The 12,672-nt window shown below is 49.8% G+C and carries 12 protein-coding genes; 10 read left to right on the top strand and 2 right to left on the bottom strand.

Features of this window, described 5'->3' with window-relative positions; genetic code table 11:
* Positions 1-190 precede the first annotated feature (190 nt).
* From aroK to trpS, 7 genes are all read left to right on the top strand, one after another.
* Positions 191-712, top strand: a complete 522-nt coding sequence (gene aroK / locus CG67_RS02920) for a shikimate kinase AroK (protein ID WP_025901488.1) — start codon at positions 191-193, stop codon at positions 710-712.
* A gap of 43 nt (positions 713-755) precedes the next feature.
* Positions 756-1,844, top strand: a complete 1,089-nt coding sequence (gene aroB, locus CG67_RS02915; RefSeq protein WP_025901487.1) for a 3-dehydroquinate synthase — start codon at positions 756-758, stop codon at positions 1,842-1,844.
* A 68-nt stretch (positions 1,845-1,912) separates the two neighbouring features.
* Positions 1,913-3,067: an SPOR domain-containing protein gene (locus tag CG67_RS02910; protein ID WP_025901486.1), complete on the top strand. Its 1,155-nt coding sequence runs from the start codon at positions 1,913-1,915 to the stop codon at positions 3,065-3,067.
* 97 nt (positions 3,068-3,164) lie between these two features.
* Entirely contained in the window at positions 3,165-3,977 is an 813-nt protein-coding gene (gene dam, locus CG67_RS02905) for an adenine-specific DNA-methyltransferase (protein ID WP_025901485.1), read from the top strand.
* Between the two features lie 63 nt (positions 3,978-4,040).
* Complete coding sequence (gene rpe, locus CG67_RS02900; protein WP_025901484.1) at positions 4,041-4,724, top strand: ribulose-phosphate 3-epimerase; 684 nt, start codon at positions 4,041-4,043, stop codon at positions 4,722-4,724.
* Positions 4,708-5,385 carry a phosphoglycolate phosphatase gene (locus CG67_RS02895; protein WP_025901483.1) on the top strand — a complete coding sequence of 226 codons (678 nt, stop codon included), beginning with the start codon at positions 4,708-4,710 and terminating at the stop codon, positions 5,383-5,385. The genes rpe and CG67_RS02895 overlap by 17 nt, the downstream gene beginning before the upstream one ends.
* A gap of 18 nt (positions 5,386-5,403) precedes the next feature.
* Complete coding sequence (trpS, locus tag CG67_RS02890) at positions 5,404-6,411, top strand: tryptophan--tRNA ligase (protein ID WP_025901482.1); 1,008 nt, start codon at positions 5,404-5,406, stop codon at positions 6,409-6,411.
* 99 nt (positions 6,412-6,510) lie between these two features.
* Here trpS and tsgA read toward each other — a convergent pair whose 3' ends face one another.
* Positions 6,511-7,692, bottom strand: a complete 1,182-nt coding sequence (gene tsgA, locus CG67_RS02885) for an MFS transporter TsgA (protein ID WP_025901481.1) — start codon at positions 7,690-7,692, stop codon at positions 6,511-6,513.
* A 259-nt stretch (positions 7,693-7,951) separates the two neighbouring features.
* Here tsgA and ppiA point away from each other — a divergent pair, with 259 nt between their 5' ends.
* The 3 genes from ppiA to CG67_RS02870 all read left to right on the top strand — a co-directional run bounded on the left by ppiA (position 7,952) and on the right by CG67_RS02870 (position 10,538).
* Positions 7,952-8,515 (top strand): peptidylprolyl isomerase A, encoded by a 564-nt coding sequence (ppiA, locus tag CG67_RS02880; protein WP_025901480.1) that lies wholly within the window; start codon positions 7,952-7,954, stop codon positions 8,513-8,515.
* Positions 8,516-8,656: 141 nt separating this feature from the next.
* A complete protein-coding gene (locus CG67_RS02875; protein WP_025901479.1) occupies positions 8,657-9,238 on the top strand; it encodes an aminodeoxychorismate/anthranilate synthase component II in 582 nt (193 codons plus the stop codon).
* Positions 9,239-9,320: 82 nt separating this feature from the next.
* The gene (locus tag CG67_RS02870) at positions 9,321-10,538 is read left to right on the top strand and encodes an aspartate aminotransferase family protein (protein WP_025901478.1); all 1,218 of its coding nucleotides are present in this window, start codon (positions 9,321-9,323) and stop codon (positions 10,536-10,538) included.
* Positions 10,539-10,581: 43 nt separating this feature from the next.
* Here the strand turns inward: CG67_RS02870 and CG67_RS02865 are convergent, their stop codons facing one another.
* Positions 10,582-12,669, bottom strand: a complete 2,088-nt coding sequence (locus CG67_RS02865; RefSeq protein ID WP_025901477.1) for a YccS/YhfK family putative transporter — start codon at positions 12,667-12,669, stop codon at positions 10,582-10,584.
* Positions 12,670-12,672 lie beyond the last annotated feature (3 nt).

The raw sequence follows: 12,672 nt of genomic DNA, 5'->3' as shown, positions 1-12,672 counted from the left end.
ACAATCTCATCTTGCTCCGGAAGAGAAAGCTACCCCTGAGATCATTTAATTGGTTGCCAAACAGCCCAGAGTGTTGAGATAATTTTTCGTCTGACTCTTGTTAACGCTTATGAGGTCTCAGTTTCTGTCCCGACTGTCAGCAAGGCTGAACGCGGGGTATCATCAACGAATTCTTAGTAATACCGATAAAATGGCAGAGAAACGAAATATCTTTCTGGTTGGGCCTATGGGTGCCGGCAAAAGCACTATTGGTCGTCAGTTAGCTCAGCAACTCAATATGGAATTTTACGATTCCGATCAGGAAATTGAGCGACGTACCGGAGCTGATGTTGGCTGGGTATTTGATGTAGAAGGCGAAGATGGTTTTCGTGATCGTGAAGAAAAAATCATCAACGAGCTCACTGAAAAACAGGGAATTGTCCTGGCGACGGGTGGTGGCTCAGTAAAATCACGGGATACCCGTAATCGTCTTTCCGCTCGTGGTGTTGTTGTGTATCTGGAAACAACCATCGAAAAACAACTGGCACGCACACAGCGTGATAAACGACGTCCGTTACTCCAGGTTGACTCTCCTCCGCGGGAAGTTCTGGAAGAATTGGCCGATGAACGTAATCCTTTGTATGAAGAAATTGCAGATGTGACCATCAGAACCGATGAGCAGAGTGCTAAAGTGGTCGCAAACCAGATTATTCATATGCTGGAAAGTAATTAATTTGTTAGCGTAAAACAGACTCAGTCGCAGGGTATCGATCATTATGGAGCAGATCTCGGTCTCACTTGAAGAACGTAGTTATCCGATTACCATAGCTGCAGGTTTATTTGATGACCCTGCCTCCTACTGGCCTCTCAGTGCCGGTGATACCGCGATGGTGGTGACCAATGAAACGCTGGCACCACTCTATCTGGCGTCTGTGACACAGACATTATCTGATGCAGGTATTGCGGTTGACCAGGTGGTTCTTCCGGATGGCGAGCAATATAAAACGCTGGATGTCCTGGAGAAGATATTTACCGCTTTACTGGAAAAACCCCATGGCCGGGATACCACTCTGGTGGCTCTCGGGGGCGGGGTGATCGGTGATATGACCGGCTTTGCCGCGGCATGTTATCAACGGGGCGTCCGCTTCATTCAGATCCCTACCACCTTACTTTCACAGGTTGATTCTTCAGTCGGTGGAAAAACTGCAGTAAACCACCCGTTAGGTAAAAATATGATTGGGGCTTTCTACCAGCCCGCATCGGTCATTATTGATACCCGTTGTCTGAAAACGCTGCCGCTACGTGAGTTGTCGTCCGGACTGGCGGAAGTCATTAAATACGGTATCATTCTGGATTATGACTTTTTTGTATGGCTTGAACAGCATATGGATAAGCTGATGGCCCTGGATGAACCGACGATTGCCCGCTGTATCCGCCGTTGCTGTGAACTCAAAGCTGAAGTTGTTGCAGCGGATGAGCGTGAGTCCGGGGTCAGGGCTTTGCTGAATCTGGGACACACCTTCGGGCACGCGATTGAAGCGCATATGGGCTACGGCAACTGGTTACACGGTGAAGCGGTCGCCGCCGGAATCGTGATGGCTGCGAAAACAGCCGAACGTTGTAATGGTTTTACCTCAGCCGAAACAGAGCGCATTATTGCGCTGCTGGCGCGGGCCGGACTTCCGACCCGTGGGCCGGCTGAAATGAGCGCAGAACAATATTTGCCTCACATGCTGCGTGATAAAAAAGTGCTGGGCGGAGAGTTACGTCTGGTACTGCCTTGTAAAACAGGCCAGGCAGAGGTGAGAAGTGGTGTAGCACATGATATTGTTTTAGCGGCGATCAATGATTGTCAGCCAGACTGATATACGACAGAGCTTGTTCTGCTGCACACAGGTAGCGGGATACTAACGGTTAAGCACGAGGTGGTTTAATGGATGAGTTCCAGCCGGAAGATGAGTTAAAACCTGACGCCAGTGATCGTCCTGCTGCGCGAACCCGTAAATCATCACCCAAGCCAAAGTTACCGAAACTACCGCAGCTCCCGCAGTTACCGGTATCGAAGCAGCATATTATGATTGCTATCGGTATTCTGGTTCTCCTGCTCCTCATCCTCGGTATTGGCGCTGCCCTGAAAGGCCCTTCTCAGTCCCCGGTATCAGGAAACACGACATCTTCCGGAGGAGAAGGGAAGTCTATTGATCTTTCCGGTTCCTCTGTGATGAATAACACACCGGGATCAACCACCGATGCGCCACCACCGCCAGTCGCGGGTAGCGATACGGAAGGGAAGCCTGCGTCTCAGTCTGATGGGCAATCTGTATCGCCTTCTGCCCCGACCTCCGCGCCGGTTACTCCGGCACAGCCTGACACAGCACAGAACGGTATCAGTGCTGACGGGATGACGGCACCGGTCGCCAGTCAGACAACGTTGCCGACCGCGCCAGCGACACTGGGACTGAGCGGAAAAAATAACGGTATGGCATCGGGTAATCGTTCAGCCAATACCTCGCCATCTTCACCGGCGTCGGTACCTTCTGTTCCACACCATGCAATGCAGAAACCCCATGTCAGCGAGCATAACGTCGCGGCAGAACGTCGTGAGCGTGAGGCGCGCATTACCGAACAACGCCGCAGGGAAGAACAGCACCGTGTCACAGAACAACGTCGGGTCGCTGAGCAGCGTCGTGTAGCGGAACCGCGTCGCGTTACTGAGCATACGGTGAAAGAGCCCCGCAAAACGGTCACAGCTTCCGAACCGGCCATGCATGAATCGAAACCTGTCAGCGTGGCGCGTAAAAATGCCTCTGAGGCGGTAGCTCAGATACCTTCGGGTGAGTACACAATACAGCTGAGTGGTGCGACACACAGAGGATCCCTGAATGCATGGGCCAGACAACAAAACCTTACCGGTTACCATGTTTATGAAACGCAGCGTAACGGGCAGCCCTGGTATGTGTTAGTGAGAGGTTCTTATGCAACCTCTGCTGAAGCTAAGCAGGCTATCAGTACCCTTCCTGAAGCTGTACGGGCGAAAAGTCCATGGGTTAAACCTTTAAGTCAGGTCAGGAAAGAGGCTGCTAAGTGATAATTATCGGGGCTGCAACAGGCAGCCCCACTGATAAGCGCAGATCTGCTGTCGGTCTATCCGCAGCCATTAATGAAATAATTTTTACTACGACAGCATGAAAAAACACCGCGCTTTCCTGAAGTGGGCAGGGGGTAAATACCACCTGCTGGATGATATTCGGCAATACTTACCTGAGGGCGATTGTTTAATCGAGCCCTTTGTAGGTGCCGGTTCAGTATTTCTGAATACAGATTACAAAAGTTATCAGCTGGCTGATATTAATAGTGACTTGATTAATCTCTACAACATTATCAAGACCAATAGTACGGCGTTTATTGCAGACTCCCGTCGGTTGTTTACCGCGGAGTTTAATGACCCTGATGTCTACTATGCCCAGCGGATAATTTTCAATCAAAGCAGAGACCCTTATGAACGGGCACTGTTGTTCCTCTATCTGAACCGCCACGGTTATAACGGCCTATGCCGCTATAACCTGAGCGGAGAGTTTAACGTGCCTTTTGGCCGTTACCGTAAGCCTTATTTCCCCGAAGCCGAACTGTTATGGTTTGCTGAGCGTGCACAGCAGGCGACTTTTGTTTGTCAGTCTTACAGCACAACAATGAGTCAGGCGCGCTCCGGATCAGTCGTGTATTGTGATCCTCCTTACGCACCACTTTCGGCGACGGCAAACTTTACCGCCTATCACACGAACAGTTTCAATCTTGCTGAACAGGTACATCTGGCTGAACTGGCGGCAAAACTGGCAAGGGAAAATGCAGTCCCTGTGTTAATCTCTAATCATGATACTGAGTTAACTCAGCAGTGGTACGGTGAAGCAGTAAAGTATGTAGTGAAGGCTCGCCGTTCTATCAGCCGCAATATAAACGGGCGCACTAAGGTTAACGAATTACTGGCGCTTTACCGCTAAGCTGAGCATAGTCAGGTCTATTTCTCAGGTAATTTAACCGGGCACAACCCTCGGGAGAACAGAATGAAAGACTATTTGATAGCCCCCTCGATTTTGTCGGCTGACTTCGCCAGGCTGGGAGAGGACACCGCAAAAGCACTGGCTGCCGGGGGAGATGTTGTTCATTTCGACGTAATGGATAACCATTACGTGCCTAACCTGACCATGGGGCCGATGGTGCTTAAAGCTCTGCGTGATTACGGTATCACGGCTCCCATAGATGTCCATCTGATGGTGAAACCTGTTGATAGTCTGGTCCCTGAATTTGCGAAAGCGGGTGCCAGCATCATTACTTTCCACCCGGAAGCTTCAGAGCATATCGATCGTACCTTACAGCTGATTAAAGAACATGGCTGCAAAGCAGGTCTGGTATTCAACCCGGCAACACCGCTGAACTATCTTGATTACGTCATGGATAAGATTGATGTGGTTCTGTTAATGTCGGTGAACCCTGGTTTTGGGGGGCAAAGTTTTCTTCCGTCGACACTGAATAAACTCCGTGATGTGCGTAAACGTATCGACCACAGTGGTTTTGATATCCGCCTTGAAGTGGATGGCGGGGTAAAAACTGACAATATTGCTCAGATTGCCGCGGCCGGAGCCGATATGTTTGTCGCCGGTTCAGCGATTTTTGGTCAGCCTGACTATAAAAAAGTGATCGAAGAAATGCGTCGGGAACTGGAGAGTGCTAATGGATCATTTCACTGATATACGGGCTGTTGCATTCGATCTCGACGGCACGCTGACTGACAGCATTCCCGGCCTGGCAGAGGCTATCAATCTCACGTTGAAAACACTGAGTTTTCCTGCCGCCGGTGTGGGCCGGATCGCGACCTGGGTAGGAAACGGGGCAGATGTTCTGGTGGAGCGTGCCCTGACGGATGCTCTTGGTCACACGCCTGCCACCACTGAGTTTGAACAAGCCCGGCAGTTATTTAATAGTTATTATGCACAAACGGCTGAACACGGCAGTGAATTGTTCCCGGCCGTACAGGAAACCCTGCGGACATTACATCAACAACAGCTGCCGATGGCCATTGTGACCAACAAGCCGACGCCATTTGTTGCCCCCTTGCTGGAATCACTGGGGATTGCCGATATGTTCTCACTGGTTATCGGCGGGGACGATGTGGTAGTGAAAAAACCACATCCGGCGGCAATTTACCTGGTTTTAGGTAAATTCGGGCTTCATCCGCATGAATTATTGTTTGTTGGTGATTCACGAAATGATATTCAGGCAGCGAAGTCTGCAGGTGTCCCCTGTGCCGGTCTGACCTATGGATATAACTACGGAGAGCCCATCGCGGACAGTAAGCCGGATCGGGTATTGAATACGTTTGACCAACTTTTGCCCGTACTTGGGCTGTAAGGAATCAGGAAGAAATTTATGAGTAAACCCATTGTTTTTAGTGGCGCACAGCCTTCAGGTGAACTAACCATTGGTAATTACATGGGGGCTCTTCGTCAATGGGTACAGATGCAGGATGATTACCACTGCATCTACTGTATTGTTGACCAGCACGCGATTACTGTCCGTCAGGATCCGCAAGCGCTGCACAAAGCAACACTGGACACCCTGGCACTGTACCTGGCCTGTGGTATTGATCCTGAAAAATCGACCATTTTTGTCCAGTCTCATGTGCCGGAACATGCGCAGCTTTCCTGGTTGCTTAATTGCTACACCTATTTTGGTGAGCTGAGCCGCATGACACAGTTCAAAGATAAATCTTCCCGTTATGCTGAAAATATTAACGCCGGTCTGTTCGACTATCCGGTGTTAATGGCCGCAGACATCCTGCTTTACCAGACCAACCAGGTGCCGGTAGGCGAAGATCAGAAACAACACCTGGAGCTAAGCCGGGATATTGCTCAGCGCTTTAATGCCATTTACGGCGATATCTTCCGTATTCCGGAGCCTTTCATTCCGAAATCAGGTGCGCGCGTGATGTCATTGCTGGAACCGACCCGTAAAATGTCGAAGTCGGATGATAACCGCAATAATGTGATCGGCCTGCTGGAAGACCCGAAATCGGTCGTGAAGAAGATTAAACGTGCAGTGACCGACTCTGATGAGCCACCGGTAGTTCGTTATGATGTGAAAAATAAAGCCGGCGTTTCTAACCTGCTGGATATTCTTTCCGGAGTTACCGGTCAGTCTATCCCTGAGCTGGAACAGGAATTCAGCGGTAAAATGTATGGTCATCTTAAAGGCGCGGTAGCAGAAGCTGTTGCCGGAATGGTCGGCGAATTGCAACAGCGGTTTGAACACTATCGTAATGATGAAGCTTTACTGAATAAGATTATGAAAGAAGGCGCGGAAAAGGCCAGCAGCAGAGCCCGTGAAACGCTGGATAAGGTGTATCAGGCTGTAGGATTTGTTGGCCGTCCTCAGTAAAGTATACCCGCAGTCATAAAAGACTAAAAAGCCACCGTCAGGTGGCTTTTTAGTCAGATAACGCCGGTATCCCGGCGCCGGAGTGAACCGCAGTGATGATTAGCGGGATGCAGATGTGCTATGCAGCCGGTGTCTGGTCACAAATCCCAGGCCGATACAAAGGATAAACACGACCGCATACAGACCATTTGCAGTCAGCAGCGCAGCATGTGGCCCGCTGTGTTCTACGATAGGACTGGTTACAACAAAGGTCAGCATTGTACCGATAGTGCCGCAGGTCAGGATAAAGTTAACCAGCTTCGGTGATGACACTTTGGTTTGCTGTGAACCCAAAGTAATAATGGTGGTATAAATGGCACTTGAGAAGAAACCTAATGCCATAATAATCAGGTGGAGCATCGGGATTGCCTGGTCATGAGTAAACCAGTACATCAGCAGTGTTGCCAGAGCGGTGAGCACCACCAGAATTTTCTGCAGGTCAAAGAAGCGCAGTACGACACTGAACACCCACATTCCTACCATATAAGCCGTCCAGAAATTACCTACCAGTTGGCCGGCATCAGAAATCTGCATACCTAGGTTTTTAGTCGCATATTCCGGTACCCAGGAAATAAAGCCCAGTTGTCCCAGAATGTAGCATAGGGCAGCCAGTGCCAGCAGGAATACTCCGCTTCCCCATTTTTCTTTTCCGGTCTGTTCTTTGTCGCTGTTTTTGGTCAGTACCGGGAATTCCATCATCAGTGTGAGTACAAAGATAACCACGTAGATGAGTCCGATACAGCAATATACCCAGTACCAGGGCAGGTGACGGGCCAGAAGAATACCCGCGATGATAGGGAACAGAGTTCCGGCCATGCTGAAGAAGGAGTCAGTGAACAGCAGGCGCGAACCGCGCTGACGGCCTTCATAAAGATGGGTGATCAGGAAAGTACCAATCGACATGGTAATACCGCTAACCACACCCAGGACAAACATACAGACGGAGAATATTGCAATACTGTGCCCGGTAATCAGCCCCGCAATTGCCAGCAACATCAGGATAAAGCCAAAAATCAGCTGGCGTTTCAGAGGGATAATTTCCATCAGCCAGGCATTCAGGAAAATAGCGGCCAGGATCCCCGCATTAAGAAAAGTGAACGTATTACTCATACTGGACACCGGCACATTAAAGTACCGGGCAATATTATCCATGACCATCCCTGTCACGATAACTAATGCACCCGTTAGTGCATAAGAAAAAAAACTAATCCAGGTCAGGCCAATTCTGTTGGTCTTTGTCATTGTCGACACCCTAATAAGAAGAGAAATACTGGTTATAACGGCACAGGTAAAGAGTGAACCGTGATCTGCAAAAATAATCAATGCAAAATCATACCTTTATTGCATTAAATGTGTGATGTTCTTCAAATGTTTGTCCCGGCAGAGTGATTTTTTCCTGTGGTTAACCGTGCCATCACCCGGTAAACGTCTGGTTCTTACCTGTTTATATCACTACAATTAGTCGGATTTTTTGCACTATCTATCTAATCAGGGAGTTTTTATGTTGAAACGTACTTTGGCGACAGCTTTCACTTTGTTAGCTCTCTCTTCTGTCTCTGTATCGGCACTGGCCGATACCCATGTATTACTGACTACGACGGCAGGTAATATTGAGCTGGATCTTAATGATCAGAAAGCACCGGTGAGCGTTAAGAATTTTGTCAGCTACGTCAACAGCGGCTTTTATAACAATACTATTTTCCATCGGGTGATCCCGGGGTTCATGATCCAGGGCGGCGGGTTTACTGCAGATATGCAGCAGAAAACCGCAGGTGCGCCTATCCGTAATGAAGCTGACAATGGTTTGCAGAACGTCCGTGGCACCATTGCCATGGCCCGTACTGCGGATAAAGATAGTGCAACCAGTCAGTTCTTTATTAATGTGGCGGATAATGCATTCCTGAATCACGGTCAGCGTGATTTCGGGTACGCGGTCTTTGGTCGCGTTGTCAAAGGCATGGATGTGGTGGATAAGATTTCGCAGGTGGCTACCACGTCGAGTGGTCCTTACGAAAATGTTCCTGCTAAACCGATTGTGATCACTTCAGCAAAAGTCTTACCATAATCTGATGCGGTCAGTGGAGTACAGGGTTATTGCACTGACTTTACTCCGATACCATTCTCTGCCACAGTCAGCAGAGAGTGGTGCATTTGCATTGATGCGATCCGCTACCTCCCCGGTAACTGCCAGACAGAGATTACTTTCATGCTGCTCCTCATCGATAACTACGACTCCTTTACCTGGAATTTATTTCAGTATTTCAGCCTGACCGGAGTGGATGTCCGCGTTGTTCGGAATGATGCGATCACCCTTGAGGAGATGTGCCGATTACCTCTGACTCACCTGGTGATTTCTCCCGGACCATGTACACCGGATCAGTCCGGTATTTCTATGGCGGCCATTCGCCATTTTGCTGGTAAAATTCCTATTCTCGGGGTCTGCCTGGGGCACCAGGCGATAGTCAGTGTCTTTGGTGGTAAGGTAGTCCGTGCACGCCAGCCGATACATGGTAAAACATCAGCGATTATCCATCGCGGTATCGGCGTGTTCCGTCGGTTGAATAATCCACTGACGGTAACACGTTATCACTCACTGATCGCCGAGCAAGCCTCACTGCCGGAATGTCTGGAAATCACGGCCTGGACTGAGGTGAACGGTGAGCCCGACGAAATTATGGCTATCAGACATAAAACACTGCCTGTGGAAGGGGTACAGTTCCACCCGGAAAGTATTCTGAGTGAGCAGGGAGTGGAATTATTAAAAAATTTTGTGACTCAGGCCGGCTAAAGATTGCCTTTAAGTGATTTTTTATGCATATTTTATGGATTATTATTTAATCAGTCAGTGAATTAATCAGGCGGGGCAGGATATGGCACAAGAGAATATGGCAGTAACCCGGGAAACCTTTGATCAGGTTATTTTACCGGTTTATGCACCGGCGCAGTTTGTTCCGGTCAGGGGAAAAGGAAGCCGGGTCTGGGATCAACAGAATAAAGAATATGTCGACTTTTCCGGCGGTATTGCAGTAACGGCATTGGGCCACTGTCACCCGGCGCTGGTGAATACACTAAAAGTGCAGGGTGAAACGTTATGGCATACCAGTAATGTATTCACTAACGAACCGGCACTCCGTTTAGCCAGCAAACTTATCTCAGCGACCTTTGCGGAGCGGGTTTTCTTCGCTAACTCCGGAGCAGAAGCAAACGAAGCTGCCTTTAAATTAGCCCGTTACTATGCTTCCGTCCGCCATAGTCCGTATAAAACTAAAATTATTGCCTTCCATCATGCCTTTCATGGCCGGACGTTGTTCACGGTCACGGTCGGAGGGCAACCTAAATATTCCGACGGTTTTGGCCCTAAACCGGCCGATATTATCCATGTCCCTTTTAATGACCTCGATGCGGTAAAAGCTGTTATTGATGATCATACCTGTGCGATTGTTCTGGAACCTATTCAGGGCGAAGGGGGTATTACGCCGGCCACGCCTGAATTTATGCAGGGATTACGAGAGCTGTGCGATCAGCATCAGGCTTTGCTGGTGATGGATGAAGTTCAGAGCGGGATGGGACGTAGCGGTAAACTTTTCGCTTATGAGCACTATAGCGTGAAACCGGATATTCTGACAACCGCCAAAGCATTGGGTGGCGGTTTCCCTGTCAGTGCGATGCTAACCACACAGGAAATCGCTTCTGCAATGACTCCGGGGACACACGGGACAACCTATGGCGGGAACCCGCTGGCCTGTGCGATTGCAGAAACCGCACTGGATATCATCAATACACCGGAAGTCCTTGCGGGCGTAGAACAACGCCGCCAATGGTTTTATGAAGAACTGGAGAAGATTAACCAGCGCTTCTCCCTGTTTACCGAAATCCGTGGTAAAGGGTTACTGATTGGCGCAGAACTGAAAGATGAGTACAAACCGAAAGCACGGGATCTTCTACACGCTGCAGCCGATGCAGGTGTGATGATCCTGACGGCCGGTAACGGCGTGATCCGGTTTGCACCTTCACTGGTCATTTCAGAGCAGGATATTCGTGAAGGAATGGCCCGGTTAGCCACCGCCGCAGAAAAACTTTTTGGCTGAGACGGGAAGCTGTCAGGTGACAGCGGTATTGCTGTCACCTGGCTTACTTAGGGCTGCTTTTTTTGCTGAGCAGCCATTGACCGTGATGAGGGCGCTGACGCCAGACCAGGGAGGAAATCGTCCGCATCACCTTCAGATGGCTTAATATCTGGTTCAGTTGTCGTTCCACAATAGTAACCGGCCCCAGAGGAATTTTAATCTCTTCATCCATCACATTCCTGCTGTGATCCTCCTCGCTGTGAAAATCGAGTCGTTGCTGACATTGCTGTAAGGCCACTTCGCAGGATTGCAAATACTTTTCCGCCAGATCAGGCGTCAGCATCGTATGCTCACGTGAAAGCGTCGTCAGCACATTGATATGCTCGACAATAAACTGACTGTGTGTCACCCAGAGGTGCATTTCGCTAAGGTATTCGGTATCAAAGCCCGGTTCCTGCATAGCCTGGTTCAGGGAGCTGAACAGTGCATTGTGTTGCTGGTTAGCTTTTATCCTGATAGCTTCGGCCTCTTCTGCCCCGGGGGACGGCCCGAGAAGGACTTGCAGCGCTTTCTGATAGGTGGACAGGACATCCTGAGCATTTTGCCTCAGTAAGGCACTCTGCCATTGTGGCCATAACCACAGCATGCCGGCGAAAGAAATCAGGCAACCGAGCAGGGTATCCAGCAGGCGCGGTACCAGAAAGTGTGCACCGTTCAGTGCGAGCAATTGCAGGCTATACACTGCGGTCACGGTAGTACCGATAGTGGCCCAGCCGTAGTATTGCCGTGAGAACAGGTTGCTGAACAGGGTAAGCAGCAGCATAGTCAGTAAAATGGCGGGTTCCGGTGTGGCGAGCTGTAAGGAAAGCGCGGCAATAATCAGCCCGGCAAACGTCCCTAAGGCCCGGTGCTGTATCCTCACACGGGTAGCGTTATAACTGTTCTGGCTGACCAGAATAATGGTCATCAGTACCCAATAAGGCTTGGGCATGTTCAGCGACAGCGCAAGGGTACTGGCCACCAGAAGCATTACCGAAAAGCGACCGGCTGTGCGTAATGCCGTCGATTTTAATGACAGATAACTGCGTAATGCACTCAGGAAAGGTAACCGGCGTTTACTGTCAGCCATTACATCACGGCGGTAAAGCGGAGCCCGTGACTGCAGTACTTTTGCAATTTTAGAGAAGTGATATCCGAAGAAAGACCCCACCGGATTATCCGGGTGTTCACGGGCAATATTTTGCAAGTCTGCCAGTGATCCTGCCATTGAAAAATGTCCGGGAATTTGATGATAAAGAATATTATCTGCGGTACTCCTCAGCTGCGTACAAATTTCATCGGCGTTTTGTTTAATGATCGCGGCAGAACCACTTTTTTGGATCAATGTGCGCACATCGTCCGTTTCACCCAGCGTGACGGAAATATGTTCCTGTAAATCTTCAGCCATGATAAAGGTGCGGATCAGATATTTCTCGCGGCTGTTTTTGTCGGCAGACAACATATGGATCTGCTGGTAGGCGGTAGTGATCAGGTCGACGATTTTTTGCTGCCGGTTTAACAGCGCAGGCAACGATTTTTCCGTGTCTGTCGGGTCTGTTGTGGTCAGCAGGTGATATTTATCTTCGCAATAGCTGGCCAGCGCCCGATAGAGCAGACTGAGCGTTTCGCGCAGGGGCTGATCTTTCGACAATCTGAACCAGAACCAGTTAAAAAGCCCGTACCAAAGGGTTCCGCCGCCATACAGTAACGGTGGCCCCCAGAGAGGCATCCGCCCTGTCAGGCTGAGTGTGAAGGTCATGGCGATAAGCGCACCGGGTAACAGCCGGCCATACAGGGGGCTTATCTCTCCGCACACGCCAATCAATAAGGGCAGGGTAAAAACGATAAAGGGTAGCGGAACATGTCGCAGTAATAACCACTGCAACAGGAAACTGCTGAAGGCAAACAGCATTCCTCCGAGGACGATTCGCTCAAAGAAACGGCGGTGTGGGGTATCCAGTCCGGCGATATTACAGCAGGCAGGGATAAGGGAAAACAGCAAACCTTTCTGCAGGTTGCCTGTTAGCCCGCCAATCAGAACAGGCAGGAAAACGACCAGTGTCTGGCGCAATGCATAGTTAACTTCGGGGTGATAAATCAGTCGGCGCCACATCGA

Origin of the sequence: Tatumella sp. UCD-D_suzukii (genome assembly GCF_000611875.2) — a bacterium.
GTDB classification, from domain to species: domain Bacteria; phylum Pseudomonadota; class Gammaproteobacteria; order Enterobacterales; family Enterobacteriaceae; genus Tatumella; species Tatumella ptyseos.
This window is presented reverse-complemented; position numbering and strand designations above follow the sequence as displayed.

Coding starts and splice junctions, on each gene's coding strand:
- aroK (WP_025901488.1), top strand. CDS start 191: ATGGCAGAGAAACGAAATATCTTTCTGGTTGGGCCTATGGGTGCCGGC.
- aroB (WP_025901487.1), top strand. CDS start 756: ATGGAGCAGATCTCGGTCTCACTTGAAGAACGTAGTTATCCGATTACC.
- CG67_RS02910 (WP_025901486.1), top strand. CDS start 1,913: ATGGATGAGTTCCAGCCGGAAGATGAGTTAAAACCTGACGCCAGTGAT.
- dam (WP_025901485.1), top strand. CDS start 3,165: ATGAAAAAACACCGCGCTTTCCTGAAGTGGGCAGGGGGTAAATACCAC.
- rpe (WP_025901484.1), top strand. CDS start 4,041: ATGAAAGACTATTTGATAGCCCCCTCGATTTTGTCGGCTGACTTCGCC.
- CG67_RS02895 (WP_025901483.1), top strand. CDS start 4,708: ATGGATCATTTCACTGATATACGGGCTGTTGCATTCGATCTCGACGGC.
- trpS (WP_025901482.1), top strand. CDS start 5,404: ATGAGTAAACCCATTGTTTTTAGTGGCGCACAGCCTTCAGGTGAACTA.
- tsgA (WP_025901481.1), bottom strand. CDS start 7,692: ATGACAAAGACCAACAGAATTGGCCTGACCTGGATTAGTTTTTTTTCT.
- ppiA (WP_025901480.1), top strand. CDS start 7,952: ATGTTGAAACGTACTTTGGCGACAGCTTTCACTTTGTTAGCTCTCTCT.
- CG67_RS02875 (WP_025901479.1), top strand. CDS start 8,657: ATGCTGCTCCTCATCGATAACTACGACTCCTTTACCTGGAATTTATTT.
- CG67_RS02870 (WP_025901478.1), top strand. CDS start 9,321: ATGGCACAAGAGAATATGGCAGTAACCCGGGAAACCTTTGATCAGGTT.
- CG67_RS02865 (WP_025901477.1), bottom strand. CDS start 12,669: ATGTGGCGCCGACTGATTTATCACCCCGAAGTTAACTATGCATTGCGC.